This is a genomic window from Falsiroseomonas sp. (genome assembly GCF_030695085.1).
GTDB lineage: Bacteria > Pseudomonadota > Alphaproteobacteria > Acetobacterales > Acetobacteraceae > Falsiroseomonas.
Window position 1 is genome coordinate 1 of sequence record NZ_JAUYTS010000025.1, and the last position, 26,024, is coordinate 26,024.

Sequence of the window (26,024 nt, forward strand, 5' to 3'; positions counted from 1 at the left end):
CGGTATAGCCGACATTGTCCAGGTCGTTGTGCTTGCCGCCCGCCCGCACGCATTTCTGCGCCGTGGTCGCCCGCTGGTAGCCACGCTTTTCCTGGCCCGTGAAGACATTCTTGAACTGGACCATGCCGCTGTTGGCGAACATCAGCGTCGGGTCGTTGCGCGGTACGAGGGGGGAGCTTTCCACCACTTCGTGTCCGTTGCGCCGGAAATAGTCGAGGAAAGTGGCGCGGATATCGTTGCTGCTGCTCATGGTCTCGGCATGTCTCGCAAGGGGCCGCGATCGTTAGAGCAGAATCAGCCAAACCGGAAGCGGGGCGTGCGCGCGGCCGCCCCGCCGTCCCGCCTCAGTCGCGCTCGACCTTCACCACTCGGCCATCGCGCGGGTCCACATCCACTTCGATCTTCCGGTTCTGGGCGTCGCGACCCTCGACCTCCCACCGCCCGTCATCGCACTCCGCCTGATCGACGCGGACGATGCCTGCGCCGCGCGCGATCTCGATGGCGCGGGTGATGTCGACCTCCCCGGCGCAACGGCCGGGGGTGACCTGCGTCGGGGATTGCGCGAAGGCCGGTGCGGCGAACAGAAGGGCGGCGGCGATGCCGGCAAGCGGAAGACGGACCATGGGACCTCCGGTCTCAGTTACGGTGCCGCCATCCAACGCCTGACAGCGTAAAGGTTCCGTCTATTCGGCGGCCGCCGCTTCATCCCCCTCGCCCGCCAGCATCGCATTGGCGAGACCGGCCGCCTGGTCGCGGATTCGCTTTTCCACACTGTCGGCCATGGCAGGATTGTCGCGCATGAACTGCTTGGCATTCTCCCGTCCCTGGCCGATGCGCTGGCTGTCGCAGCTGAACCAGGCGCCCGATTTCTCGACGATGCCCGCCTTCACGCCGAGGTCGATCAACTCGCCGACCTTGGAGATGCCTTCGCCATACATGATGTCGAATTCGATCTGCCGGAACGGCGGCGCCATCTTGTTCTTCACCACCTTCACCCGGGTCTGGTTGCCCGTCGTGGTATCGCGGTCCTTGATGGCGCCGATCCGGCGGATCTCCAGGCGGATGGAGGCGTAGAATTTCAGCGCATTGCCGCCCGTGGTGGTCTCCGGATTGCCGAACATCACGCCGATCTTCAGGCGGATCTGGTTCAGGAAGACCAGCAGGGTGTTGGAGCGGGAGACGCTGCCGGTCAGCTTGCGCAGCGCCTGGGACATCAGGCGGGCATGCAGGCCGACATGGGTATCACCCATCTCGCCCTCCAGCTCCGCCCGCGGCACCAGCGCGGCGACACTGTCCACCACCAGCACGTCAATGGCGCCGGAACGCACCAGCGTGTCGCAGATCTCAAGCGCCTGCTCGCCGGCATCCGGCTGGCTGATCAGCAGATTCTCGATATCCACGCCGAGCTTCTTGGCATAGCCCGGGTCCAGCGCGTGTTCCGCGTCGATGAAGGCGCAGGTGCCGCCCTTCTTCTGCGCTTCCGCGATCATGTGCAGCGCCAGCGTGGTCTTGCCGGAGCTTTCCGGGCCATACACCTCGATGATCCGCCCCTTCGGCACGCCACCGATGCCGAGCGCCAGGTCGAGCCCGAGCGACCCGGTGGAGATCACCTCCACCTCATCCGTCGCGGCCTTGTTGCCCATCCGCATGATCGAGCCCTTGCCGAAGGCGCGTTCGATCTGGCTCAGCGCGGCATCCAGAGCCTTGGTCTTGTCCATGCGGCTCGCTCTCCCGAAATCCGGTCTCAACCTATGGGCGAAATTGAGGCAGGTCTACCACCCACCGGTCAATCCCCTGGCTGGAAAAACCCTGCGTGGCGCCCTCAGGCGTCGCCGCGGGCACCCCAGCCTGCTGAGCGGAATATCGCGCGGAACAGCGATCCCGACAAGAACATTTAGGAAACTTTTAGCTTATCCACCGGCAGGATGCCCCTCAGCTCGGCCACCAGCGCCCCCAGGCTGTAGGGCTTGGCCAGCAGCCGAATCCGTTCCGCCGTCAGGTCCCGCCCCAGCGCCGCCTCCGCATAGCCGGAGACCAGCAGCACCGGCAGGTCCGGCCAGCTTGTCCGCAGCCGTGCCACCAGTTCCAGCCCATCCATTCCCGGCATCACCACGTCGGAGACCAGGGCCAGCGGGGTCGGCGCGCCACGCTCCAGCATCTCCAGCGCCTCCTCGGCGCAGCCGGCGCTCATCACCTCGAAGCCGGCGCGGCGGATGGCGCGTTCCGCCAGCCGCAGCAGCGGCACCTCATCCTCCACCAGCAGGATCGGTGCGCTGCCGTAGCTGGCCGGCGCGGGAAGCGGCGGGGCGGGCAAGGGCGGGCTGGGCGGCGCCACCATCATCGTGGTCACCACCGGCGGGTCGGCCGGCCCCTCATGCCGAGGCAGCCAGATGCGGAAGCGCGTGCCCTCCCCCTTCCGGCTGTCCACGGAGATGAAGCCGCCGGATTGCTTGACGATGCCATGCACGGTGGACAGGCCGAGCCCGGTGCCACCCTGTTCCCGGCGCGTGGTGAAGAAGGGGTCGAAGATGCGCGGCAGCACATCCTCCGGGATGCCGGCGCCGCTATCGGCCACTTCCAGCAGCGCGTAGCGCCCGGCCGGCAGGGTTTCGCTGCCCAGCGGCTCCGGCCGCAGCACCACGGCATGGCTGGTGCCGATCCGCAGCGCACCGCCTTCCGGCATCGCATCCCGCGCATTCAGCGCCAGGTTCATGATGACCTGGTCGAGCTGCGTCGGGTCGATCCGCACGCGGCGGGAGGGCTCCTCCAGCGTCAGGGCGAGCCGCACCCGGCTGCCCAGCAGGCGCTTCAGCAATTCGCCCATGGATGCGACGGCCGCGTTGAGGTCCACGACCCGCGGCCGCAGCGCCTGTTGCCGGGCGAAGGCCAGAAGCTGGCGCACCAGCGCCGCGCCGCGACCGGCGCTTTCCATCACCTGGCGCAGCTCCGGGGCTGCGCTGCCCTCCGGCGTGCGGGTCAGCGCGGCCTCCGCGCTGCCGGCGATGGCGGTCAGCAGGTTGTTGAAATCATGGGCAATTCCCCCGGCCAGCGCGCCCACCGCCTGAAGCCGGGCGGCGGCGGCCTGCTGTTCCGGCGGGCGCGTCGACATACGGGTCAGCCGCAGCGCGGTCAGCCGGTCCCCGGTCGCCAGGGGGCAGCGTTGCGCCTCCAGCCGCGGCGCCCCGTCCCCGGCCAGCGCCACCACCCGCCGCTGCCCGGCCGCCAGCGCCACCAGGGTTTCCTCCCGCCCCTCCGGTGCCAGAAGCTGGCGCAGCGTGAGGCCCGCCCGCGGCGGCAGCATAGGACCGCAGAGACCGGCGAAATCGCTGTTCCAGGAGGTCAGCCGATCCTCGGCATCCAGCAGCGCCAGCCCATTGCCGGCCGCCTCCATCACCGCCTGCACCAGCGGATCCGGCCCCGGCAGCAAGGCGCGCCGAAGCAGCGCCTGCAACCCGCGTCGCGCCTCGCTCATGCCACCATCCTCGGACCCGGCGGCGGAAGGCGCCGGCTTCTGGGCGTCCATGCAGTTATCACGCGCATTGTTCGCCCCACTATCAACTATGACGCGCCGCGACGCCACGCTGGCGCCAGACGTAAGCGATGATTTCTGCGACAGCCTGGTAGTGGTCCGGCGGAATCTCCGCCTCCAGTTCCAATCGCCACAGGGCGCGGGCCAGCGGCGGGTTGGCCACCAGCGGCACGCCGGCCTGCTGCGCCGCTTCCCGGATCCGCGCCGCCATGGCGTCCACCCCCTTGGCGACCACCTTCGGCGCGGCGCTGTCGCCGCCATAGGCGAGTGCCACGGCGTAGTGGGTGGGGTTGGTGACCACCACGGCGGCGCGCGGCACCGCGGCCATCATCCGCTGCCGGCCCTGCGACTGGCGGATCTGCCGGCGGCGGGCCTTCATCGTCGGGTCGCCTTCCGATTCCTTGGCTTCTTCCCGCAGATCCTGCCGGCTCATCCGCAGCCGGATGGCGTGCCGGTAGCGCACCCACATCAGGTCCAGCACCGCGATACCCGCAAAGGCCACCAGCGCTGCCAGCATCAGCCGCGATGCGGCGGCGCCGGCAATGGCGGGCAGGCCGCCGGGGGCCTGGTGCAACGCGGCCTGGACCTCTCGCAGATCACCCAGCGCGAACCACAGCGCCGCGCCGACCAGCGCCAGCTTCACCAGGTTGCGGAGGAATTCCATGCCCGCCTCCGGCGCCACCATCCGCTTCAGCCCGGCCCAGGGGCTGATCTTGGAAAGCCGTGGGATCATGTTCTTGGCCGAGACCAGCCCGCCGGTCTGGGCCAGGGTCGCCGCCACCGCGGCCAGCGCCGCGGCCAGCGCCACCGGCAGCAGCGCCATCAGCCCCTGTCCGAACAGCAGCCGCGCGGTATCCATCATTGCCAGCGCATGGGCGCGTTCCAGCGTGGCGCGCATCGCCCGCAACATCTCGGTGCCGGTGACAGGCAGGGCGAAGGTCGCGGCCAGCGTGGCGGCGGCCAACGCCGCCCAGCCCACCGCCTCCTTCGACATGGCGACCTGGCCATCCTGCCGCGACTTCTCGATCCGCCTGGGTGTGGCGGCCTCTGTCTTGTCGGCGGCATCAGCGCCCTCGCCGCCCTCGGCCATGGCTCAGCGCAGCCCTGGCAGGGTGGCAAAACTGGCGCGCAGCGCCTCGGCGAAGGCGGCAATCATCGGCGGCGCCAGCAGGCCGAGCAGCGCCAGCCCGGCCAGGATCTGTCCCGGTACCGCGACGAAGAAGGTCTGCACCTGCGGCGCGAGGCGCGCCAGCAGGCCGAGCGCCACGTTCAGCACCACGGCGCCGATGACGAAGGGCGCGGCCAGCCGCAGGGCCAGCGAAAGACTTTCCGCCCCCGCCTGGGCCACCACCTCCGCCGCCATGCCGGCCGGAAACGGGTTGCCCGCCGGCAGCACCGCGTAGCTGTCCACCAGCGCCCGCAGCGGCCAGGCGTACAACCCGGTCGACAGCACCAGCACCACCGCCAGCAGCCCGAGCGCGCGCCCCAGCGCCGTGGCCTGTGCGCCCAGCGTCTGGTCCATCACCAGCAACCCGCCAAGCCCGATCAGCGCCGAGATCGCCTGGCCCGCCATGGCGAAGGCGGTCAGCGCCAGCCGCGCCAGCGTGCCGATCCACAGCCCCAGCACGATCTCGATCGCGATCAGCCGCACCGCCTCCGCCGCATCCTCCGGCGCCGGCGGCAGGCCGGGCGAGATCACGGGGAACAGCAGCGCCACCAGCAGCAGGCCCAGGCCGAGCCGGATCGGCGCCGGCACCTCCTGCTCCCCCAGCCCGGGCAGCAGCAGCACCGCGGCGCCGAGCCGGGCGAAGACGAGAACCGCCTGGAACGCCAGGCCGGGCAAGGATTGCAGCAGCAGAAGGTCGCTGTCGTTCACGGCGCGCCGCCGATCTGGATCATCCGGTCGAACAGCGCCTCGGTCCAGCTGGTCATCACCTGGGCGGTGAAGGGGCCGAGCAGCAGCATCAGCGCGCCGCCCATCACCAGCTTCGGCACGAAGGCGAGCGTCGCCTCCTGGATCTGGGTCAGCGCCTGCACGAGCGAGACCACCAGCCCGATCGCCAGCACCGCCAGCAAGGGCGGCCCCATCACCTGGGTCGCGACCCACAGCGCTTCCCGCAGCGCCTGGCCCATGGCCTGTTCAGACATCGCGGCCCTCCTGGCCAAGCCGTCACGCCCGGGGGCGCGTCATGGTGATGGCGCAGCGCCTCAGATCGGCATCCGCATGACTTCCTGGTACGCCGCCACCACGCGGTCACGCAGGGTCACGGCGGTCTGCAGGGCGAGCTCGGCGCGGGAGATGCTGAGCACGGCGTCGGAGACGCTGCCCTGACCCATCAGCGCCTGGGTCGAGGCCGCATCGGCGTTGCGGCCGAGTTGCACGCCGGCTTCCATCGCCCGGTTCAGCGCCGCGCCGAAGCCGGCCCCGCCGCCTGCCGCCTCGGTGTCGATCGCGAGGGGCCGCCCGGTGCCGGCCGAGGCATAGGCCGCCGCCGCCTGCGCCGCCCCGATTGCCATCAGCGCAGCGCCTCGATGGCGCGGGTCAGCATGCCTCGGGTGGTCTCGAGCACCGAGAGGTTGGCGCTGTAGCTGCGCTGCGCCTCCCGCATGTCCATCACCTCCACCACGCTGTTCACGTTCGGCGTCTTGACGTAGCCGCGCTCATCGGCGGCCGGGTGCGCCGGGTCGAAGCGCGTCGGGAATTCGCCCGGTGCGGTGCCGATGCGCGACACGCCCACAACCTCCGCCCCCAGGGACCGGTCGAGCCGGTTGGCGAAGCTGACGGTGCGGCGGCGATACGGGTCCGCCCCCGCGGTTTCGCCCGTGCTGTCCCGGTTGGCGAGGTTCTCCGCCACCACCCGCAGCCGGGTGGATTGCGCCGCCATGCCGGCAGCGGAAATGCGCAGCGCCCGATCGAGATCCATATCCTGTCCTCCTCCAGACGCCGGACTCAGCCCTGACGGCCAAGTGCCAGGCGGAACATGCCCATGAAGCTGCGATGCACGGCCATGGCGAGCGCATGGGCCGTATCCGTCTCCGCAATCCGCACCGCCTCGCGGTCCAGCGACACGGCATTGCCATCCGGCACCGCCTCCGCCACCAGCCGGTCCTCCGGCGCCGCGCCGCGGTTGCCGCCGCGGGGCGCCAGATGCGCGGGCGCGGTGCGCGCGATGTCGGGCGGCAGCGCCGCCGTCAGGTGCCGCGCGAAGGGCAGCAGATCATGCGGCCGGTAATTCGGCGTATCGGCATTGGCGATGTTGCGCGCCAGCACCGCCTGCCGGCGGTCGAGCCAGTTCACCCGCCTGGCGGCAAGGTCGAGCGGCCCGGCGGCGCGGGCGGCGGAGCGGCCAGGGGTGGGAGTCAGGGCTTCCATGCGCCCAATCTGGCCCGCAGGACATGAAGGAAGGGTTTCCGTGGCAGCCATGGCGTCGGCCGCGCGCCGTTGAGGAATCCTTCATCCCGGCCTGCCAGAGTGCCGCGGTGCCCCATACCACCACCCACGCCGAGGCCGTCCACGCCGCCATCGAATCGATGGGCGGCACCGTGCTGGTTGCACGCGCGCTGGTGGAAGCCGGGCGGCGGGTGGACCTCGAAGGGCTGGATCGCGACGCCACCGCACTTTGCGCCGCGGTGCTGGCGCTGGGTGTGGAGGAAGCCCGCCTGCTGCGCCCGGCGCTGGAGGCGCTGCTGCGCCAGGTGAACGACCTGACCGCTCAGGTGGCCCTCGGCTGAAGCATGTGTTGAGCGGGCCGCAAAAAGCGGTGCGCGGGGGACAGGATGACCGAGACCGCCAGCCTCATCACCGCCGGATTGACCGCCGCCGCCGCCCTGCTGGCGGTGCTGGCGGCGCTGCTGCTGGCCGGGCGCGCGGCGCGGGCGGCCGGCATCGGCCAAAGGATCGGCCGCCGCCTGTCCATCGAGGAAAGCCTGCAGCTGGACGGCCGCCGCCGCCTGCTGCTGCTGCGCTGCGACGATCGCCGCCTGCTGCTGGTGACCGGCGGTGCGCAGGACCTGTCGCTCGGCTGGCTGCCGCCGGAGGGTCCGCCGCCCGCCGCGCTGCGGGAGGCCGGAGGATGACGCGGCTTTTGGCCCTGCTGCTGGTGCTGTTGCCCGGTGTGGCGATCGGCCAGAGCCTCAGCCTCGATCTCGGCGCCGGGCAATCCGGCACCACCGCGCGGCTGATCCAGTTCACCGCGCTGATCGGGCTGCTCTCACTCGCGCCCTCGCTGATCGTGATGATGACGGCCTTCGCCCGCATCGTCATTGTCCTGGCCCTGCTGCGCAGCGCCATCGGCGCACCCTCCATCCCGCCCAATCCGGTGCTGATCGGCCTGGCGCTGTTCCTGACGCTGTTCGTCATGGAGCCCGCCCTGATGCAATCCTGGGAACAGGGGCTGCGCCCGATGGCCGCCGGCACGATCGGGGAGCTGGAGGGGCTTCAGGCCGCCGCCGAGCCGTTCCGCCGCTTCATGGCGGCCCAGGTGCGCGATTCCGACCTGGCGCTGTTCCTGGATCTGGCCAACCTGCCGATGGCGGATGCCGCGCAGGCGCCGTGGCGCGTGCTGACGCCCGCCTTCATGGTCAGCGAATTGCGCCGCGCCTTCGAGATCGGCTTCCTGGTCTTCCTGCCCTTCCTGGTGATCGACCTGGTCGCCGCCAGCCTGCTGATGTCGCTGGGCATGATGATGCTGCCGCCGACCATCGTGGCGCTGCCCTTCAAGCTGGCCTTCTTCGTGCTGGTGGATGGCTGGCGGCTGATCGCGGGCAGCCTGGTGCAGGGTTTTGCCCCGAGCTGAGCCGCTTTCCGGCTGAAACGGGCGAAACCGAAAAGCTGTTGCGCAGGTTGCGGCCGCGGCCGCACCGTCACCCCGGGGTTGCGGGGACGGGCCATGTTGCGCGGTTTCATCGCCATGCTGCTGCTGAGCCTGCTCGGGGCCTCCCCCGTGTTGCTCTGGGCCGCGCCCGGCCACGCGCAGTCGCAATCCCGCGCCATCCAGTGCAGCCCGCCCCTGTCGCGGGATGAGCCGTGGCGCGTCGGCTCCGGCTTCATGGTGATGGAGGATGTGGCCCGCCACTTGAACACCAGCGCACCCTCGCTGCCGCTGCGGCCGGTGCGGCAGACCGCCAAGGCGGTGCCGACGCTGGAGATCACCGTGGCCAGGCCGCCATGGCTGACACCGCCGGAATGGCGCAACGCCTTCTTCGAGGCAGTGATCTACCCCGATGGTATCTCCCCGGTTGATCTGCGGGAGCGTCACCTTCAGCGCGGCACGGTGCTGCCGCCGTCCCCGGATGACGAGGAAACCACCGTCTCCGCCCTGTTCCCCGCGATCGAGCGTGGCTGGTGGCCATCTTCCTGGCAGGTGGTGCTGTTCCTCTGCCTGGACCCGACGCAGGCGGATGCCAGCCCGCTGCGCGCCAATGGGCGGGAGCTTCGGGTCTATGCGCGCCAGCCGCTTTTCGTCTCCACGCTCCGCCTGTCCACCGCGGCGGGGTTGCTGACCGTGCTGGTCGCCTATCTGGCGCTGGCCTTCGCGGCTTCGCAGATCCACGCGCGGCAATATGAGCACAGCCGCCGCTTGCTCGGGCAGGGTGCGCCCGGCGCCTTCGCCTATGCGCTGCGGCCGACCGTGATCGCGCAGGACAGCTTCGGTTATTGCAGCCTGTCGCGCTTCCAGGTGCTGCTGTTCACCCTCGTCCTGGCCGGCGTCTATGCCTATGTGATGGGGCGCACGGGGGAAATGCCGAACCTGTCGACCTCCGTGCTCACGCTGCTGGGCGTGACGCTGACCGGGTCCACCCTGGCGCGGCTGACGGAGGGGTCCGTGATGCACACGGCGAACCGCCTCTGGCTGCTCGGCACCGGCCTGCTGGACCCGACGCCGCGGCTGCCACGCTGGACCGATCTGCTGGAATCCGATGGCGAGATCGACGTGACACGGGTGCAGGCGCTGCTGTTCAGCATCTTCGCCGCCATCGCCCTGGTGGTCAGCGGCACCGGCGACCTGGAGAATTTCACCCTGCCGGACCAGCTGATTACGCTGATCGGCATCAGCCAGGCGGTCTATGTCGCCGGTCGCGCCCTGCCCCGGGATTCCGCCAAGCGGCTGAATGAGGAGATCGCCACCATCCGCTCCGCCGAGGCGCGCGCGCTGGCCGATGCCGGGGACGCCGCGGCACGCAAGGAATTCGAGACGGCGCGCAGCGCCATCGCCTCCTCGCTCCGCGACGTATTCGGGGAGCGTTTCTGCGAGCGCCGGCTGCATGGCCTGCAGCCGGGCGACCGCGTGCCGCCGCTGGTGGAGCCGTAGTTCAGCCGCGCGGCAGATGCATGCCGATATAGGGCGGCAGGTTGAAGGCGCCGAGGTGAATTTCCGGCGTCCAGTAGCGCGTGGTGTCCAGCACCCCGGCCACATCCGCGCGGCGGCGAATCTCGGAAAGATCCACCTGGCGGCAGCCGGCATCCTTCGCCGCCCAGCCCAGCGTCATGAAGCCGCCGACATAGGTCGGCACGGCGGCGACATAGGCGAAGACATCGGGGAAGAACTTCGCGCGGCGCAGGGAGGTCTCGCGCAGTTCCTCCGCCTGCATGAAGGGCACGCCGCACTGGTTCACGACCAACCCCCGATCCGTCAGAATTCGGGAACAGTTTGCGTAGAAATCATCGGTGAAAAGCACCTCGCCGACGCCGATCGGGTCCGTGCTGTCGACGATGATCACGTCGTAGCTGCCGGCCTCCGCGGTGCGGACATGGTCGATGCCATCGCCGACGATGACGGTGGCGCGCGGGTCGGTCCAGGCATCGCCGCCGATCGCGGGCAGATGCTCCTTCGCCAGGCGGATCACCTCGCCATCGATCTCCACCATCACGGCCTTCTCCACCGTGCGGTGCTGGAGAACCCGGCGCAGCACGCCGCCATCGCCGGCGCCGATGATCAGCACGCGCTTCGCCGCGCCATGCGCCAGCAGCGGCACATGGGCGAGCATTTCCTGATAGACGAACTCATCCGCCTCCGTGATCTGCACCACGCCATCCAGCAGCATGACGCGGCCATGCAGATGGCTTTCGAAGATGCGGATGTCCTGGAAGTCGGACTTCACATGGGCCAGTTCCCGCTTCACCAGGAAGCGCTGGCCCCATTCCGCATAGAGCGTCTCGTTCACCCAGGTCTCGGTCGTCATCATCAACCCCATGCGCGCAAAAAAGGGCGGACCCTGCGGCCCGCCCCATATCCCACCGGCCTGTCGGCCGGGTTCAGCCGATCAGGCCGCGCTTATGCTCGGCAAGCTGCACGCGCTCCGCCAGGAAGCCCTTCTTCAGCGCCGGCAGCGCCTTGTAGGGGTCGCATTCGCCGCAGACGAAGATGTCGAGCGCGGCATAGTCGCGCTCCGGCCAGGTGTGGATCGACACATGGCTCTCGGCCAGCACCAGCACGCCGGACACGCCACCATTCGGAGAGAAGTGGTGGAAATGGCCGTGCAGGATGGTGGCGCCGGTTGCCAGCGCACCCTCGCGCAGCACCGCGTCGATATGGTCGGGGTCGTCGAGATTCGTCGCCCCCCACAGGTCGATGATCAGATGCGTTCCCGCATAACGCACGCCGTTGCGATGGACAAAGTAGTCCTTCGTTTCCGCCGAGCGGTTCTCATCATTCTGGGCGTCGCTCGGGAGATCCGAGACCATCCCCAGTTGGACGAGAGCTTCCATGTTCAGGGCTCCTTCCAGCCAGCAGATGACCGGGATGATCGCTCGCCGCGGGAATGCGGCTGGTCAAAGCAGATCGGGTCAAGGCGGCGGGGTATGCGGCAAACCGGGGGGGGGTGCAAGTGAATTCGGGACCCGAGGCCGCAAAAAAAGTGGGTCCCCCCCCGGGGGGGACCGGCTGCTTTGCCTGCGTCCCCCGGGGGGGCGCACGAAAATCACCTTGTGATGGGGGTCTCGGCCCGCAACCCGTCCAGTCTGCCGGGCAGCCTGCGCGCGACATCCAGTTCCTGCCGGAGCCGCGGCAGGTCCGCCAGCCCCGCCACCCGATCCGCCGTCAGCAGGTCGAAGGTGCCGGAGAGGGGGCCGTCGGACATCCGCGCCTGTTCTTCCGCGCGCAGTTCCGACAGCCCGGATTCGTCGCCCGCCAGAGTCAGCAGCGCCGCGATGCGCGCCACGATCGGCTTGTGTGCCTCCTCCAGCGGGGCCGGCGCGCGCGGCGCAACGCTGGCCAGGTGCTGGCGCAGCGCCGCCGCCGCGCCCGCCCAATCCTGCTTTTCCTCCAGCAGCACGGCGAGTTCGGCCGCCGCCGCCGGCCCGGCCTCGCGGTAGCTGGCCACCGCCTCATCCGCCTTCCCGGCCCGCGCCTGGGCGCGCGCCTTCAGCAGCAGCCGGGACCGGGTGAGATCGGTGGAAAGCCGCATTCCGTCGGTTTCCTCCAGCGCCTTCAACGCGCCACCTGCATCGCCGGCACCCAAGGCGAGCCCGGCGAGGCGTGCCCCGATGCGGCCCCTGGCCTCCGCATCCGGGGCGCGCTGCACCGCGCCGCGCAGCACATGGCTGGCGCGGTCCAGCAAATCCAACGCCGCGAGGCGTTCGGCGAGCGAGCCAAGCGCCTGTTCCGTCGCCTCGCCGGGCGGCAGCATATCGGCATGGGCGTCGTACAGCACGACGGCCGCCAGCGGTGGCGAACGATCCAGCGCGCCCAGCAGCGCCTCCACCTGGCGCGTCCGCAGCCCGGGCGCGAGATCGGGGAACATCGCCGCGGTTTCCCGCAGCAGGTCGAAGGCACCGCGCGCATCGCCGGCCAGCATGCGCAGCTCCGCCAGGCGGGAACGGCCCTCCGTCTCCAGCGCATCGCCGCGCCAGGCGGCGAGCGTCGCCTCCAGCGCCGCCGCGGCGCCGGCGGCATCGAGCAGGCCCTTTGCCAGCCGTAGTTCCGCCGCGCGCCGCATCGCAATGGCGCGCGCCCGGCGGTCGCGGCCGCGACTCAGCGCGTCATACGCGGCCAGCGCCGGCTCCACCGCGCCTTCCGCCTCCAGCACGCGGGCCAGCGCGAGCGCCAGGGACGGGTCACTCTGGTCGCGGCTGGCGAGCAGGCGTCGCGCCGCTTCCGCCTCCCCGCCCGCGGCCAGGGCTTCCGCCGCCAGCGGCGCAAGGCGAGCCTGGAGCGGCGCCGGGTAGGACAGCAGCAGCGGCAGGCCAGCGGCGACCGCCGGAGCGGCCTCCTGCCCCCGCGCCGCGGCCAGCAACCCACGCCACAGCGCGATCTCATCGGTCTGCGGCAGGCCGGGGTGATCCAGGCCGACAGCTTCCGCGAGCCTGCCACCCAGCAGCGCCGTGGCACCGTGCAGGGCGCGCGCACGCGGCTGCTCGGCGAGGACCGGGTCCTCCCGCAGCGCCAGCATCACCATCGCCTGGGCTTCCTGCGGCAGTCCGAGCGCCAGCAGCCCCTCCGCCACCTGCAGGCGCGGCGCACCGCGGCTGAGCGGCGCCGCGGCGGCCACCGCGCTGGTGGCGTTGCGGACACGTTCCTGCAGCCCGGCCAGCGACTCCGCCGGCAGGTCGAAGCTGCGCGTCATGGACATCGCGGCGGCGGCGGCGGCGGGCATATCCGGGCCGAGCGCCAGTTCCGCCCCCGCCGCGGCACCGGCCAGGAAGCGTCCGGGCAGCGCGCGCAGCGTCACCGTATCGGCGCGCGGCAGGATCACGGCGCCGAGGCGCGTCGGCAGCAATTCGAACAGGGCAGCACGGCGCCCATGGGTCACCGCCTCCGCCCCGCCGCGCACGGTGCCGACCAGCAGCGCGGTCCCGGTCTCGGGATCGAGGACGGAGACGTTGCCGCCGGCCTGTTCGGCGCGCAGCAGCAGCCGGGCGGGCGGGCCGGCCTCGATCTCGGGCAGGATGCCGCGCAACCCGGCCTCCCCGGCGGGCTGGTCCAGCACCCAGGCGGTGCCGTCCCGTCGCAGGCGGGGCGTGGGCAGGCTGGCGGCGGGCAGGCGCAGCGTCGTCGCCTCCGGCCCGGTGGAGGCCTCGGCCGCGGCGAGCGCCGGGTTGCCGCGCAGCGCGGCGAGGTCCAGCGGCAGCGGCGCATCCAGCACCAGCATCCAGATGCCGCCGCGCCGGAACAGCGCCGCGCCGACCTGCGCCGGGGCGGCAATGCTGATCACCGGGCCGGGCTGAAGCCGGACCATGATTGGGCGCTGGCTTTCGGCCGGCGGCAGGGTGGTGGCGGGGGTCGGGGCCGCCACAATGCGTGCCGATGCGGGCGAGGCTGCCGGTGGCGGCGCCGGCTGGACTGCCGCGATGGGCCGCGGCTCCGCCTGCACGGGCGCGAGCGGCGCGGCGGCGACGATGACCGGGGCCTCGGCCGGCGGCGGTGTGGCCGGCTGGAAGGGCGAGCCGACGGAAGGGCTTGCACGGGCTGGCGATGGCGCCGCCCTGGTTGGAACGGCCTGGGACGGGGCAACCTGGGACGGCCCCGACTGGGACGGCCCCGACTGGGACGGCAGGGATGGGGACCGCAAGGACTGGGACGGGGCGCCTGCCTGCGCGCGGCCCTCCACCGCCGCAGCCGGGCGCGGCGCGGCCTGCGGTGCCGAGCGTGGCGCGGGTTCGGGCCTTCCGCCCGGGGCGCCGAATTCGGTGCGCCCGGCATCCAGCACATCCACCACCACGCGATTGCCGAGGCGGAAATGCCGCATCGTGGCGCCTGGGGCCAGGCGGATCTCGGCGCTGTCCGCTGCCGTGGTCACGCCCAGCACGTTGCGGGGCGGGCGGCGCAGCGTGGTCAGGTCGAAGGCGGCGGGGCTGGCGAAGTGCAGCACGACGCGGCCTGCGGATTCCTCGACGCGGTAGCCGACATTGCCGGGCCAGTCGAAAACAACCCGGCCAAAGCTGGGATGGTCGCCAACGCGGACGCCCACCCTGTCCTGCGCCTGGACCGGGCCCGCCAGCAGCGCCCCCAGCACCAGCGCGGCCGCACCGGAAAGGCCGCGCGGGCCGCGCATTCGCGTCCTTCCCGGTCCGGCCATCAGTCGAAATCCGCCATCAGCTTGTCGATATCCGCCTGGCTGACGCCGGCACCGGGAAGCTGCGGTCCATTGGCCAGGCGGCGGCCTTCGGTCTCATCGGGGTCCACCGGCGGCGCCGGGTGGTCCGGCGCGCCGCCCGCGCCACCGAAGCGGGAGACAACCTGGTCCACCCGCGCCTCGATCGCCTTCAGCGCCGTCACCACCTTGCCGATGCGCTGGCCGGTGATGTCCTGGAAGCTGCAGGCCTCGTAGATGCGCGTGACGGCGGAGGCCAGCGCCTCCGCCTCCACCCCGCCGACGCGGGTGGCAACGCCTTCCAGCGTTTCGCACACATCCAGGATCTCATTCGTCGCCTGCGCCGTATGGCCGACGATGGCATCCAGCTCATCCGTCGCGGAGGGGATGTGGCTGAGGGTGATGTCATCGACGCGAAGCGAGGCGATTTCCTGCTTGGCGCGCGCCACGGTGCGGCCGAGCCCTTCAAGCTCGGCCAGCAGCGAGGCTTCGACCACCGAAAGGTCGCCGGACATGGTGCCCAGCACGGCGCGCACCGCGGATTCGATGCGTTCGCCTTCCGGTGGAAGCTCGGCCCCGGATGGGGCGATCCCGTCAGGCATTCGCCATCACCTTCTCGATCTTGCCGCGCAGCGTCTCGGCGTTGAACGGCTTCACGATGTAGTTGGACACGCCGGCGGCCTTGGCGGCGACCACGTTCTCCGTCTTGCTCTCGGCCGTGATCATGATGAAGGGGGTGGATTTCAGCCGCGCATCGGCGCGAACCTCCTTCAGCAAATCGAGCCCGGTCATCGGCGCCATGTTCCAGTCGCTGATCACCAGGCCGAAATTGCCGGCGCGCATCTTGGCCAGCGCCTCCGCTCCATCCGTCGCTTCCTCGACATTCTCGAAGTCGAGCTGCTTCAGCAGGTTGCGGATGATCCGCAGCATGGTCTTGTAGTCGTCAACAATCAGAACAGACGTGTTCTTGTCCATCAGCATCGCGCCCCTGTTATCCTCACATCGCCATCCTGGCGCCAATCACTGTGCCGAAATGCGGGCCGCGCGCAGGCGCGCCAGCTCCGCCGTCAGCGACCTCGCCCGTTCGGGGAGCATCGCCCCCATCACGGGTGCGGCCTTCGCTTCGCGCATCTGGTCCATGATCTGGACCAGCACGGGCATTTCGAGTTCGTTGAAGATCAGCGCCGCATCGCGCGGACGCATGCCTTCATAAAGCTTCACCAGGCCGCGCAGCCCGGCCTCCTCGCGCGCCGCGCGATCCGCCTCCAGCGTCTCCAGCCGCCGTTGCAGCGCCACCAGCTCCTCCACCCGCTGCGCCAGGCGGCGTTCCGCGGCGGCGACCATCGTCTCCCGCGCCACGGCCTGGGCTTCACGGGCCTCGATCGCGGCACGGCGGGCGCGCAGGGATTCCAGCACGGCGCGTTCCGCCGCCTGTTCCGCGCTGGGCTCGGGCGCCGTCGCCGGCGGGCTGGTGGGCGGGCTGGTGGGCGGGGACCCAGCGGGTGCCGGGTCCGCGGCGCGGGCCGCGGTGATCATCGGCAGCATCGGCTCACCGGCGCGGATCATGCGCTCGATCTTGGCGGCCGCCAGCAAGGCCATGACGCCGAAGGCCAGCGGCAGCAGGCGCAGGCGGCGCAGCCGAAAGGCAGGGATGCGAAGACGGCGCATCAGCGGCCGCCCCGCAGGGCGCGCAGCAATTCGCGTTCCGCCTCGCTGCGCGGCGAAGGACCAGAGGGCGGTGCGGTGCTTTCCACGGTGCTGTCGAAGGCCGAGGCGGGACGCGCCTGTCGGACCAGGCCATCCAGCCGGTCAGCGAGCTGTTCGGCGCGCTCGGTCAGGAAGCGCAGATCCTCGCGCAGCGGCTCCGCCACCGCCACCCGTTCGGCGACGTTCCGCCCCGCCTGTTCGGCAGTGGCGCGCAGCCGGGCCAGCGTGCCCTCGGCCGCCTCGCTGGCGGCGGCGATGCCGGCGGCGCCGGCCTCCAGCGCCGCCCCCTCACGCCGCAAGGCGCTGATCTGCCGCTCCAGCCGCCAGGCAAAGGGCACAGCGAGCGCCAGCAGCAGCAGCAGCGCCGCCTGGGCGATCCATTCCAGGGTGCTCATGTGATCTGCCTCATCGCCGCTTCGGAGGGAATCTCCCGCCCGCTGTCGATGCGCACCGCCAGCCGGTTCTCCCGCCGCCCGAGCTGGCCGGCAAACAGCGCGACATCGCCGCAGCGCAGCCGCACCGGCGCGCCGGGGGGCGAGGACAGGGTGATGCGATCGCCGACATTCAGCCGCAGCACCTGCGACAGCAGCATCGTCTGCTCATCCAGCACCACATCCAGCGAGACCTCCGTCTGGCGCAGTTCCTCCGCCAGATGGGTTTCCCAGATGCTGTCGCGGCCGAAGCGTTCGCCCATGAATTGCTGCAGCAGCAATTCGCGCACCGGCTCCAGCGTCGCATAGGGCAACATGATCTCGATGCGCCCGCCGCGATCCTCCATATCCACCCGCAGGCGGGACAGCACGGTGGCGTTGGACAGGCGGGAGATCGCGGCGAAGCGCGGGTTCACCTCCAGCCGTTCGAAGCGGAAGGTCACCGGGCATAGAGGCTCGAACGCCGCGCGCAGATCGCCCAGCACCACCGTGATCAGCCGCTCCACCAGCGTGCGCTCGATGGTGGTGTAGGGGCGGCCCTCGATCCGCATGGCCGCGGTGCCGCGACGGCCGCCGAGCAGCACGTCCACGATGGAATAGATCAGGCTGCTGTCCACCACGACAAGCCCGTAATTGTCCCACTCCTCCGCCTTGAACACCGCCAGCATGGCGGGCAGCGGGATGGAGTTCAGATAGTCGCCGAAGCGCAGCGAGGTCATCGCGTCGATCGAGATTTCCACATTGTCGGAGGTGAAGTTCCGCAGCGTGGTGGACATCAGCCGCACCAGCCGGTCGAACACGATCTCCAGCATCGGCAGGCGTTCATAGGCGATGAGGCCGGCGGAGATGATCCGCTCGATCCCGCTTTCGCCACTGTCGCCGGCCGGGCCATTGTCGAAGCCCAGCAGGCTGTCGATCTCGGCCTGGTTGAGCACCCGCGCGGCATCCGCCGCCGGTGCCGCTTCCACATCATCGAAGGGGTCGGGCGCGGCGGCGCCATCGGCCTCGACCGAGGCACCCCAGGCGGCGGCGAGCTCGTCCTCCTCCGCGCTGCCCTGGCCTTGCGGATTTTCCCCCTGGCCGCTCATTGCACCAGGAATTCCATGAACAGCACGTCGGTGACGCGGGCCGGTGCGGCGGCCAGGCTGGCGCGGGCGATCAGTTCCTCGCGCAGCCGGTGGGTGCCGGCGCTGCCGCGCAGCTCATCCGGCCGCACCTCACGCAGATAGGTCTGGAACAGATCGAGCAGCCGGGGCATCGCCTCCGTCACCGCGGCGGCATCCTCCGCCCGGCTGATCTCCAGCTTGGCGCGAAGGCGCACGAAGACCGGGCGGCGGCCGGGGGCGTTGAGGTTGGAGATGATCTCCGGCAATTCGACGAAGGCGGGCGGGCTGCGCGGCGGCGGCGCGGGTTCGGCTTCGGCCGCCGCGGCTTCCTCCGTCACCGGCGGTGGCCCCATGCCGAGAAGGCCGGGCAGGATTCCGGTGAACCACAGCCCGGCGCCGCCGCCCACCAGCAGCAGCACGGGCAACAGGATCAGCAGCAGCTTCTTCCTGCCACCGCCCTTCGCCGGCGGGGCTTCCGCCCCCGCCGCCGCATCCGTCTTGGCTGCCGCTGCCGCCGCCATGCTTCCGATCGCCCCTTTCGTTCCGGCGGGGTGAGGCCCGCTGCCGGGCAGAATGACGCGCACCGCTTAAGGAAGCCTTGCGCCGGAGACCGTTGGCGCAAGCTTGCCGGGCACCGGCCAAACCTGCCCCTCCCCCGGCAGAAGCTGCAGGACCCGGTGCCAGCCCCGGGGCCGGATGGCTGGCACGCGCCTTGCGGTGCCCGCCACAGAAGCGGAGCCCGAGAGAAACCCCATGGACAGCCCCGGCTACATCGTTCTGTCCCGCCTGGTGGCGCAGACCCGCGCCAGCGCGGTTACCGCCAACAACATCGCCAATGCGGACACGCCCGGCTTCCGCGCGGCACGCCCGCTGTTCGGCACGGTGCTGGAGCGGCAGATGGACGCGCAGGTGCCCTTTGGCGGTCGCGACCTGGCCTTCGCGCAGGACCGCGCCACCTGGCGCGACACCATGCCCGGCCCCCTGGCCACCACCGGCAACCCGCTGGACCTGGCGCTGGCCGACCCGGATGGCTTCTTCGCGGTGCAGACCCCGCGCGGCGAGCGTTTCACCCGCGCCGGCCGCTTCAGCCTGGATGGCGAAGGCCGTGTGGTCGATGTCGAAGGCAACCGGGTGCTGAATGCCCAGGGCCAGCCGATGCAGGTGGCGCAGGGCGACAGCCGCATCGAGGTGATGGGCGACGGCACGCTGCGCACGGAGAATGGCCCGGTCGGCCGCTTCCGCGTGGTCCGCTTCGCCGACCGGCAGCAGCTGAACGCCGAGGGCGATCGGCTTTTCGCCGCGCCGGAGGCGATGCAGGCCGAGCCGGTGGAACGCCCCGGCGTGGTCCAGGGCGCGGTGGAGGGCAGCAATGTCCGCCCGGTCATCGAGATCACCCGCATGACGGAGGAGCTGCGCGAATTCCAGTTCGTCGCGCAGATGGCGGAGAAGGAGGGCGAGCGCCTCGGCTCCGCCGTCGATCGAATCCTGCGGCGCCGGTAGGGGAGACTAGACCATGCGCAGCCTGCACATCGCCGGCCGGACATTGAGCAAAGCAGTGCCGGCGACGGCGAGGGGAGTTTAGGCCATGCGGAGCCTGCACATCGCCGGCACGGGCATGATGGCCCAGCAGACGAACGTCGAGGTCATCTCGAACAACATCGCGAATATGAGCACCACCGGCTACAAGCGCCGACGCGCGGAATTCCAGGACCTGATCTACCAGAACCTGCGCCGCGTCGGCAGCCAGACTGCCGATGCGGGCAACATCCTGCCCGCCGGCACGCAGGTCGGCCTCGGTGTGCGGACAGGGGCGGTCTATCGCATTTCCGAACAGGGCAGCCTGTCGCAGACCGAGAACCGCTTCGACCTGGCCATCCGCGGCAATGGCTATTTCCAGGTCAACCTGCCCACCGGCGAGATCGCCTATACCCGCGACGGCACCTTCGCCCTGTCGCCGGAGGGTGTGATCGTCACCGCCGATGGCTTCGTGGTGCAGCCCGGCATCGCCGTGCCGGCGGCGGCGCGCGATATTACTATCAATGCGACGGGTGAGGTGCTGGCCAAGCTGGATGGCCAGGTGGAGTTGCAGAATGTCGGGCAGATCCAGCTCGCCATCTTCGCCAATGAAACCGGGCTGGAGGCGATCGGCGGCAACTTGATGCTCGCCACCCCGAGTTCCGGCGACGCGCAGCAGGCCGCACCGGGGGCCGTGGGCTTCGGCCAGGTGCTGCAGGGCTTTGTCGAGAATTCCAACGTCAATGTGGTGCAGGAAATCACCAACCTGATCACCGCGCAGCGGGCCTATGAGATGAACAGCAAGGTCATCACGGCCAGCGACGAAATGCTCTCCACCCTGTCGCGCCTGCGGTGATCGTCATGCGCTTTCTCCTGCTGGTCCTGCTGGGCCTTGCCTCCACAGCCCAGGCCACCGGCGCCGCCGCCACCGAAGCCCCGACGCTGCGCCCCTTCGTCACGCTGGAGGATGCGGTGGTGCGGCTGGAGGATCTGTTCGATGGGCTGGGCGAGCGTGGCGCCACGCCACTCGGCCCGGCGCCCGCGCCCGGGCAGCGCCTGGTGGTGGAGGCACCGCAGCTTTTCGCCATCGCGCGCCGCAACGGCGTGGAGTGGAACCCCTCCGGCGGCGCCGAACGCGTGGTGCTGGACCGCCCCGGCCGCGCTTTGGGGCGGGAGGAGGTGCTGGAGGCGCTGCGGGACGCGCTGCGCCCGCGCGGGGTTGAGGATGATACGGATCTGGAATTGCAGGCCTTCCACCCGCCTTTGGTGCCGCCCGCCGCCTTCCCGCAGATCATGGTGGAACAGGTGACCTACGACGCGCACACCCAGCGCTTCGCCGCCGGGCTGGCCATCACGGCCGAGGGTATGGCGGCCCAGCGCATCCGCCTCGCCGGCCGTGCCGTGACCACGCTGCCGGTGGTGCTGGCGGTGCGGCAATTGGCGGTGGGGGATGTGGTGCGGGCCGAGGATGTGCGGCTGGCGCGCATGCCCGCCAACCGGGTACGGGCCGGGGCCGCGGACAGCGTGGAGCAGGCGGTTGGCCAGGCGTTGCGCCGCCCGGCCGCCGCAGGCCAGCCGCTGCTGATGGCGAACCTGGCCGAGCCGCTGGTGGTGGAGCGCGGCAGCACCGTGACCATGCAATACGAAACCCCCGGCCTGTCCGTCACCGCGACGGGCCGCGCCATGGAAGGGGCGGCGCGCGGCGCCATGCTGCCGGTGATGAATCTCAGCAGCCGGATCGTGGTGGAGGCCCGCGCCATCGGCCCCGGCCGCGTCCGCGTGGAGGCCCGCCGATGAAATACGTTCCGTTGCTGGCGCTGTCCCTGGCGCTGGGTGCCTGTGAGCGCCTGTCCGAGGTGGGCCGCCCGCCGGCCCTCGCCCCGGTCACCAGCCCCACCGCCGCGCCCGGCTACCAGCCGGTGAGCATGCCGATGCCGGCCGCGCAGGTGCCGACGCATGGCGGCAACAGCCTGTGGCGCCCGGGCAGCCGCACCTTCCTGCGCGACCAGCGCGCCGCCGCCGTGGGCGACCTGATCACCGTGCTGGTCAGCATCCAGGACACCGCGCAGTTGCAGAACACGACGGCGCGGGAGCGGGAGGGGACGGATAGGATGGGCATTCCGCGCCTGCTCGGCCTGGAAAGCTCCCTCACCCGGCTACTGCCCAACAGCATCGATCCCTCCGCCCTGGTGCAGACCAGTGGCAGCCAGACCACCAGCGGCGTCGGCACGCTGCGGCGGAACGAGACGGTGACGCTCCGTCTGGCGGCGACCGTGACGCAGACCCTGCCGAACGGAAACCTGGTGGTGGCCGGGCGGCAGCAGGTGCGGGTGAACCACGAGCTGCGCGAATTGCAGGTGACCGGCGTGATCCGGCCGCAGGATATCGCGAGCGACAATACGGTGAAGCATGACCGGCTGGCGGAAGCGCGGATTGCCTATGGCGGCCGGGGCACGCTGTCCGATGTGCAGGCGCCGCGATACGGGCAGCAATTGCTGGACATCGTGCTGCCATTCTAGAGATGAACTTTCTGTTATCTATTGGCCATCTTTCGCGCCGTTGCTAAAAGCCTCACGGGGAAGCGTCCACAACAAACGGGTGTCATCGCGCGTCGTCCGGCACGACCGGGCGCGCTATGCCAGGCGCAATGCGCCGGCCGGGACCGCCCGACACCGTGGAGGCCCCGCATGACCCGAGACCCAGTCCTGATCGACCTCGCCCTCCAGGGCGGCGGCTCGCATGGTGCCTTCACCTGGGGGGTGCTCGATCGCCTGCTCGAGGAGGAATGGATCGGGATCGACGGCATCTCCGGCACCTCCGCCGGCGCCATGAATGCCGCCGTGCTGGCCGATGGCTGGGCGGCCGGCGGGCGAGAGGGGGCGCGCGAGGCGCTGGCCGGCTTCTGGCACCGCGTCTCCCGCGCCGCCGCCTTCAGCCCCTTCCGCCGCACCCCGATGGACCGGCTGGCCGGGCGCTGGACGCTGGACTACTCGCCCACCTATGTCGCCATGGACCTCGCCGCCCGGCTGGTCTCGCCCTACATCCTCGGCCCCTACGCGACCAACCCGCTGACCGCGGTGCTGGAGGAAAGCGTGGATTTCGAACGGCTGCGCGGCGGCCCGATCCGGCTTTTCGTCACCGCCACCAGCGTTCGCACCGGGCGCGGCCGCATCTTCCGCAATGCCGACCTGACACCGCAGGCTTTGCTCGCCTCGGCCTGCCTGCCCACCATGTTCCAGGCCGTCGAGATCGATGGCGAGGCCTATTGGGATGGCGGCTATTCGGGCAATCCGAGCATCACGCCGCTGGTCCGCGAATGCCAGTCCCGCGATACCGTCCTGGTGCCGATCAACCCCGTGGAGCGGCCGGACACGCCAACCTCCGCGCGCGAGATCCTGAACCGGCTTAACGAGATCTCCTTCAATTCCGTGCTGCTGAAGGAGCTGCGGATGATCGCCCTGCTCCGCCAGGTGGCGAACCCCGGGGAATGCGAGGGCGCGCTCTGGGCGCAGATGCGCGTGCATGCCGTGCCGAATGAGCTGATGGCGGAGCTCGGCTCCTCCTCCAAGCTGAATGCGGAGTGGGAATTCCTCAGCATGTTGCGCGACCGGGGGCGTGAGGCGGCGGAGCGTTTCCTGGCGGCCCATGGCGCCGATCTCGGCCACCGTTCCACGCTGCCGATCGACCAGCTGGCGGACGAGATCTGAGGCGATGGGGCTGTTCGGAATCCTGCTCGGCCTCTCGCTGCTGGTCTGGCTGGCCTATCGGGGCTGGTCCGTCCTGCTGCTGGCGCCCGCCGCCGCGCTGCTGGCCGCCGCCTTCGCGCAGGAACCGCTGCTGGCGCATTGGACGCAGACCTTCATGGGCAGCGCCGCGCGCTTCATCGCGCAGTTCTTCCCGCTGTTCCTGCTCGGCGCGCTGTTCGGCAAGCTGATGGAGGATAGCGGCTGCGTCAGCTCCATCGCGCGCTGGATGACAGGCGCGCTGGGCACGCAGCGCGCCATGCTGGCCGTGGTGCTGGCGGGGGCTGCGGTGACCTATGGCGGCGTCAGCCTGTTCGTCGCCTTCTTCGTCCTCGCCCCCATGGCGCAGGCGCTGTTCCGGGAGGCCGGGATTCCGCGACGATTGATGCCGGCGGCGATCGCGCTCGGCACCACCACCTTCACCATGTCCGCCATGCCGGGCACGCCTTCCATCCAGAACGCCATCCCGATGCCCTTCTTCGCCACCACGCCCTTCGCGGCGCCGGGGCTGGGGCTGGTCGCGACCGCCGTCATGCTCGGCTTCGGCCTGTGGTGGCTGGCCCGGCAGGAGGCGCGGGCGCGGGCCGCCGGCGAGGGTTTTGGCGACGCCACCCCTGCCCCGGTGCAGGCCGCCGCCGACGACCCGCTGGTGCGGGAGCGTGCCACCGTCGCGCGCGAATTCGACCCCGCCGAGATCCGCCGCTCCGCCGCGACGCAGGAGGGGCCGCCCGTGCTGCTGGCGGCGCTGCCGCTGTTGGTGGTGGTGGGCGTGAACCTGATGATGACGGCGCTAATACTGCCGCGGCTGGATGCCGGCTTCCTGGCGGAGCCGCGCTGGGGCGGCACCAGCCTGTCCGCCGTGGCCGGCGTGTGGTCCGTGGCGACCGCGCTGGCCGCCGCCATTCTGGTGCTGCTGGCGCTGAACGGGCGGCGCCTGCCATCGGTGCGGGCCAGCATGGATGCGGGCGCCAATGCGGCCGTGCTGCCGGTGTTCGCGGTGGCCAGCCTGGTGGGCTTTGGCGCGGTGGTCGCCGCCCTGCCCGCCTTCGCCGGGGTGCGGGACTGGGTGCTCGGCATCGGCGGCGGGCCGCTGGTTTCGCTGGCGGTCGCGACCAATGTGCTGGCGGCGCTGACCGGCTCCGCCTCCGGCGGCCTGACCATCGCGCTGCAGGCGCTCGGCCCGACCTATATGGAACTGGCGGCCGCGACCGGCCTGGACCCCGGGCTGATGCACCGCGTGGCGGTGATCGGCGCCGGCACGCTGGACAGCCTGCCGCATAATGGCGCGGTGGTGACGCTGCTGGCGGTGTGCGGCACCACGCACAAGCAGAGTTATCTGGACATTGTGGTGGTGTGCATTGTGGGGGCGCTGCTGGCGCTGGGGGTGGTGATTGGGTTGGGGAGTTTGGTGGGGTCGTTTTGATGGGGCGGCACACGCTGGCGAGCGCCCGGCGGCACCGCCTTCCCTGAATCTTGCCAGCGACAACACGGTAAGTATAACCGGCTGGCGATGGCGCGCATTGCAAGGCGGACCAAGCAGCGCACCGAGCTTTCAGTTAGGTATTAGTTGAACGCTCAGCCTGTTCTAAAAGCTATGCTACACAAGCCTTCGCGACTTATGATTCGAACGCTGCGCTGCCATCCATCAAGAGGTTACCCTCCTGAATCTCGCCGAGAGCGTGATGTGCGACGAGCCGCCTTCTTCTGATTTTTTTCACGTCGACGATTTTCTGCCAGTCGCCTCTGGTCTTCGAAAAGAGATTCCTGCGCCGCCTTAACTACGTCATCAATGGTAAACCCCGAAGACTTACCAATCAAAAATTCATTTTCGGCTTTGTAGATTAATTGCGCGGTAGGCTCAATACCTCTTTTAGCAAACGCTCGCCAATGGCTTAAAGGCTGCCCAGATCCACGAACTGCTTCTTTCGCTTCAGTTAGTAATTTTTCAAGGCGCCTCTCACCCCCCTTTCCAAGACAAAAATTCTTCACGTATCCAACAAGAAGGCGAAATAAGAGATTTTGACTAGAATAAAGGGCAATGTCCGGATTGAGATGAGTCAAAGCGGCATCTAAACTAGCGGTGCCAAACAGCTCACTATAGAATCGTCGAAGATTGTCTTCTAGAAACCCCGCATTAATTGATTTTTCGGGCGCATAGAGCGCAAAAAATGGGGATGGTTGGAAAAAATCCAGATCCAAAAGCAAATGCGCACTAAAACATGCCCCTGAAATAACGATAAGATTGTTGCTTGCTGGGACATTTATTTGTCTGAAACTATCAACAATCCGCGCCCAGCCGATGAATTCTTTCGATGCGGCGATCAGTAATCCATCTTTGGCATCTCCATGCGTATCAAGATGAAGGACTGGTTTGGCTCCCTGCTGCGCACGGATTACAAGATCGTCGAGGTATTGAAGTAGCGCATCTGCGTTTTTAGGTTCAAATTGGAGGAACCGACAATTTATCCCGCTAAAGAATAAATCAAGGTCTTCGATAATTCGATTTGAAAGACCACACTCACTTTCGTAAAGCGACCTTATCCAGATAACTTCATTAACTGACGCTGATCTCGATGCCGGCTTCATGTCTTGTCAATCCGAAACGTTACAGGATCACGCTGACGTCTGCTAAAGCTAGCCATCAAACCACTTCGCCAGGCCCACGCCCCCCTCCCCTCAAACCCCCGCCAACACCCGCAGCACCGCATCCCCATACCGGTCCAGCTTGGTCCGCCCCACCCCCGCAATCCCGCCGAGCTGGTCCAGGCTCCGCGGCCGCCCGGCCGCAAACACCGCCAGCGTCTTGTCCTGGAAGATGACATAGGCCGGCACGGAATGGCTCTGCGCCTCCCCCCGCCGCCAGTCGCGCAGCGCCTCGAACACCGCGTCGCCCACCGGCGCAGCGCTGCCACCGCCGCCGCTGCTGCGGCCGTTGCGCGCGGGGGCGGCGCTGGCCTGCACC

Annotated in this window: 31 protein-coding genes; 10 read left to right on the top strand and 21 right to left on the bottom strand. The window is 69.8% G+C overall.

The features are described from left to right. From Q8S40_RS02490 to Q8S40_RS02535, 10 genes are all read right to left on the bottom strand, one after another. The coding region (locus Q8S40_RS02490) for an alanine--tRNA ligase-related protein (protein ID WP_305669173.1) at nucleotides 1–250 on the bottom strand (250 nt) is incomplete at its 3' end. 94 nt (nucleotides 251–344) lie between these two features. Continuing rightward, the gene (locus tag Q8S40_RS02495) at nucleotides 345–623 is read right to left on the bottom strand and encodes a PepSY domain-containing protein (RefSeq protein WP_304809464.1); all 279 of its coding nucleotides are present in this window, start codon (nucleotides 621–623) and stop codon (nucleotides 345–347) included. A gap of 60 nt (nucleotides 624–683) precedes the next feature. Next, the gene (recA, locus tag Q8S40_RS02500) at nucleotides 684–1,718 is read right to left on the bottom strand and encodes a recombinase RecA (RefSeq protein WP_304809462.1); all 1,035 of its coding nucleotides are present in this window, start codon (nucleotides 1,716–1,718) and stop codon (nucleotides 684–686) included. A gap of 176 nt (nucleotides 1,719–1,894) precedes the next feature. Continuing rightward, entirely contained in the window at nucleotides 1,895–3,523 is a 1,629-nt protein-coding gene (locus tag Q8S40_RS02505; RefSeq protein ID WP_305669174.1) for an ATP-binding protein, read from the bottom strand. Between the two features lie 31 nt (nucleotides 3,524–3,554). Next, nucleotides 3,555–4,619: a flagellar biosynthesis protein FlhB gene (locus tag Q8S40_RS02510; protein WP_304809459.1), complete on the bottom strand. Its 1,065-nt coding sequence runs from the start codon at nucleotides 4,617–4,619 to the stop codon at nucleotides 3,555–3,557. A 3-nt stretch (nucleotides 4,620–4,622) separates the two neighbouring features. After that, the gene (locus tag Q8S40_RS02515) at nucleotides 4,623–5,405 is read right to left on the bottom strand and encodes a flagellar biosynthetic protein FliR (RefSeq protein WP_305669175.1); all 783 of its coding nucleotides are present in this window, start codon (nucleotides 5,403–5,405) and stop codon (nucleotides 4,623–4,625) included. Next, nucleotides 5,402–5,677: a flagellar biosynthetic protein FliQ gene (locus tag Q8S40_RS02520; RefSeq protein WP_304809455.1), complete on the bottom strand. Its 276-nt coding sequence runs from the start codon at nucleotides 5,675–5,677 to the stop codon at nucleotides 5,402–5,404. Before Q8S40_RS02520 ends, Q8S40_RS02515 begins: the two co-directional genes overlap by 4 nt. 60 nt (nucleotides 5,678–5,737) lie before the next feature. Next, entirely contained in the window at nucleotides 5,738–6,046 is a 309-nt protein-coding gene (locus tag Q8S40_RS02525) for a flagellar hook-basal body complex protein FliE (protein ID WP_304809453.1), read from the bottom strand. After that, the gene (gene flgC / locus Q8S40_RS02530; protein WP_304809451.1) at nucleotides 6,046–6,453 is read right to left on the bottom strand and encodes a flagellar basal body rod protein FlgC; all 408 of its coding nucleotides are present in this window, start codon (nucleotides 6,451–6,453) and stop codon (nucleotides 6,046–6,048) included. The genes Q8S40_RS02525 and flgC overlap by 1 nt, the downstream gene beginning before the upstream one ends. A gap of 26 nt (nucleotides 6,454–6,479) precedes the next feature. Further along, the gene (locus Q8S40_RS02535; protein WP_305669176.1) at nucleotides 6,480–6,902 is read right to left on the bottom strand and encodes a flagellar basal body protein; all 423 of its coding nucleotides are present in this window, start codon (nucleotides 6,900–6,902) and stop codon (nucleotides 6,480–6,482) included. Nucleotides 6,903–7,009: 107 nt separating this feature from the next. Between Q8S40_RS02535 and Q8S40_RS02540 the strand changes: the two genes are divergently transcribed. From Q8S40_RS02540 to Q8S40_RS02555, 4 genes are all read left to right on the top strand, one after another. After that, nucleotides 7,010–7,261 (top strand): hypothetical protein, encoded by a 252-nt coding sequence (locus Q8S40_RS02540; RefSeq protein WP_304809448.1) that lies wholly within the window; start codon nucleotides 7,010–7,012, stop codon nucleotides 7,259–7,261. A gap of 45 nt (nucleotides 7,262–7,306) precedes the next feature. Next, nucleotides 7,307–7,606 carry a flagellar biosynthetic protein FliO gene (locus Q8S40_RS02545; protein WP_304809446.1) on the top strand — a complete coding sequence of 100 codons (300 nt, stop codon included), beginning with the start codon at nucleotides 7,307–7,309 and terminating at the stop codon, nucleotides 7,604–7,606. Next, nucleotides 7,603–8,325, top strand: coding sequence for a flagellar type III secretion system pore protein FliP (gene fliP / locus Q8S40_RS02550; protein WP_305669177.1), 723 nt, complete (start codon nucleotides 7,603–7,605; stop codon nucleotides 8,323–8,325). Before Q8S40_RS02545 ends, fliP begins: the two co-directional genes overlap by 4 nt. A 93-nt stretch (nucleotides 8,326–8,418) precedes the next feature. Then, entirely contained in the window at nucleotides 8,419–9,840 is a 1,422-nt protein-coding gene (locus Q8S40_RS02555; protein WP_304809441.1) for a hypothetical protein, read from the top strand. Between the two features lies 1 nt (nucleotide 9,841). On the opposite strand, the gene speE is transcribed toward Q8S40_RS02555, so the two are convergent. The 9 genes from speE to Q8S40_RS02600 form a co-directional block, all read right to left on the bottom strand. Next, nucleotides 9,842–10,711 (bottom strand): polyamine aminopropyltransferase, encoded by an 870-nt coding sequence (speE, locus tag Q8S40_RS02560; protein WP_305669190.1) that lies wholly within the window; start codon nucleotides 10,709–10,711, stop codon nucleotides 9,842–9,844. Nucleotides 10,712–10,784: 73 nt separating this feature from the next. Beyond that, complete coding sequence (gene speD, locus Q8S40_RS02565; protein ID WP_168034390.1) at nucleotides 10,785–11,237, bottom strand: adenosylmethionine decarboxylase; 453 nt, start codon at nucleotides 11,235–11,237, stop codon at nucleotides 10,785–10,787. 212 nt (nucleotides 11,238–11,449) lie between these two features. Beyond that, nucleotides 11,450–14,521 (bottom strand): hypothetical protein, encoded by a 3,072-nt coding sequence (locus Q8S40_RS02570; protein WP_305669178.1) that lies wholly within the window; start codon nucleotides 14,519–14,521, stop codon nucleotides 11,450–11,452. Nucleotides 14,522–14,544: 23 nt separating this feature from the next. Continuing rightward, nucleotides 14,545–15,162, bottom strand: a complete 618-nt coding sequence (locus Q8S40_RS02575) for a protein phosphatase CheZ (RefSeq protein WP_304811309.1) — start codon at nucleotides 15,160–15,162, stop codon at nucleotides 14,545–14,547. After that, nucleotides 15,155–15,541, bottom strand: a complete 387-nt coding sequence (locus Q8S40_RS02580; RefSeq protein WP_168052809.1) for a response regulator — start codon at nucleotides 15,539–15,541, stop codon at nucleotides 15,155–15,157. Before Q8S40_RS02580 ends, Q8S40_RS02575 begins: the two co-directional genes overlap by 8 nt. Before the next feature lie 39 nt (nucleotides 15,542–15,580). Continuing rightward, on the bottom strand, nucleotides 15,581–16,228 hold the full coding sequence (locus Q8S40_RS02585) for a MotE family protein (RefSeq protein WP_305669179.1): 648 nt from the start codon (nucleotides 16,226–16,228) through the stop codon (nucleotides 15,581–15,583). Then, entirely contained in the window at nucleotides 16,228–16,662 is a 435-nt protein-coding gene (locus Q8S40_RS02590) for a DUF6468 domain-containing protein (RefSeq protein ID WP_305669180.1), read from the bottom strand. The genes Q8S40_RS02585 and Q8S40_RS02590 overlap by 1 nt, the downstream gene beginning before the upstream one ends. Next, nucleotides 16,659–17,786 carry a flagellar motor switch protein FliM gene (fliM, locus tag Q8S40_RS02595; protein WP_304811317.1) on the bottom strand — a complete coding sequence of 376 codons (1,128 nt, stop codon included), beginning with the start codon at nucleotides 17,784–17,786 and terminating at the stop codon, nucleotides 16,659–16,661. Before fliM ends, Q8S40_RS02590 begins: the two co-directional genes overlap by 4 nt. After that, nucleotides 17,783–18,325 (bottom strand): flagellar basal body-associated FliL family protein, encoded by a 543-nt coding sequence (locus Q8S40_RS02600; RefSeq protein WP_305669181.1) that lies wholly within the window; start codon nucleotides 18,323–18,325, stop codon nucleotides 17,783–17,785. Before Q8S40_RS02600 ends, fliM begins: the two co-directional genes overlap by 4 nt. A gap of 232 nt (nucleotides 18,326–18,557) precedes the next feature. Between Q8S40_RS02600 and Q8S40_RS02605 the strand changes: the two genes are divergently transcribed. The 6 genes from Q8S40_RS02605 (at nucleotide 18,558) to Q8S40_RS02630 (ending at nucleotide 24,485) form a co-directional block, all read left to right on the top strand. Beyond that, on the top strand, nucleotides 18,558–19,304 hold the full coding sequence (locus Q8S40_RS02605; RefSeq protein ID WP_305669182.1) for a flagellar hook basal-body protein: 747 nt from the start codon (nucleotides 18,558–18,560) through the stop codon (nucleotides 19,302–19,304). 85 nt (nucleotides 19,305–19,389) lie between these two features. After that, nucleotides 19,390–20,175 (top strand): flagellar basal-body rod protein FlgG, encoded by a 786-nt coding sequence (flgG, locus tag Q8S40_RS02610; RefSeq protein ID WP_305669183.1) that lies wholly within the window; start codon nucleotides 19,390–19,392, stop codon nucleotides 20,173–20,175. 5 nt (nucleotides 20,176–20,180) lie between these two features. Beyond that, nucleotides 20,181–21,116: a flagellar basal body P-ring formation chaperone FlgA gene (flgA, locus tag Q8S40_RS02615; RefSeq protein WP_305669184.1), complete on the top strand. Its 936-nt coding sequence runs from the start codon at nucleotides 20,181–20,183 to the stop codon at nucleotides 21,114–21,116. Beyond that, nucleotides 21,113–21,838 (top strand): flagellar basal body L-ring protein FlgH, encoded by a 726-nt coding sequence (flgH, locus tag Q8S40_RS02620; RefSeq protein WP_305669185.1) that lies wholly within the window; start codon nucleotides 21,113–21,115, stop codon nucleotides 21,836–21,838. Before flgA ends, flgH begins: the two co-directional genes overlap by 4 nt. 168 nt (nucleotides 21,839–22,006) lie before the next feature. After that, nucleotides 22,007–23,026 carry a patatin-like phospholipase family protein gene (locus tag Q8S40_RS02625; RefSeq protein WP_305669186.1) on the top strand — a complete coding sequence of 340 codons (1,020 nt, stop codon included), beginning with the start codon at nucleotides 22,007–22,009 and terminating at the stop codon, nucleotides 23,024–23,026. Nucleotides 23,027–23,030: 4 nt separating this feature from the next. Continuing rightward, complete coding sequence (locus Q8S40_RS02630) at nucleotides 23,031–24,485, top strand: GntP family permease (protein ID WP_305669187.1); 1,455 nt, start codon at nucleotides 23,031–23,033, stop codon at nucleotides 24,483–24,485. A gap of 230 nt (nucleotides 24,486–24,715) precedes the next feature. On the opposite strand, the gene Q8S40_RS02635 is transcribed toward Q8S40_RS02630, so the two are convergent. Together Q8S40_RS02635 and Q8S40_RS02640 are read right to left on the bottom strand one after the other, a co-directional pair. After that, the gene (locus Q8S40_RS02635; RefSeq protein WP_305669188.1) at nucleotides 24,716–25,648 is read right to left on the bottom strand and encodes a hypothetical protein; all 933 of its coding nucleotides are present in this window, start codon (nucleotides 25,646–25,648) and stop codon (nucleotides 24,716–24,718) included. A gap of 90 nt (nucleotides 25,649–25,738) precedes the next feature. Continuing rightward, a partial coding sequence (locus Q8S40_RS02640) for an HRDC domain-containing protein (RefSeq protein WP_305669189.1) occupies nucleotides 25,739–26,024 on the bottom strand: 286 nt, incomplete at its 5' end.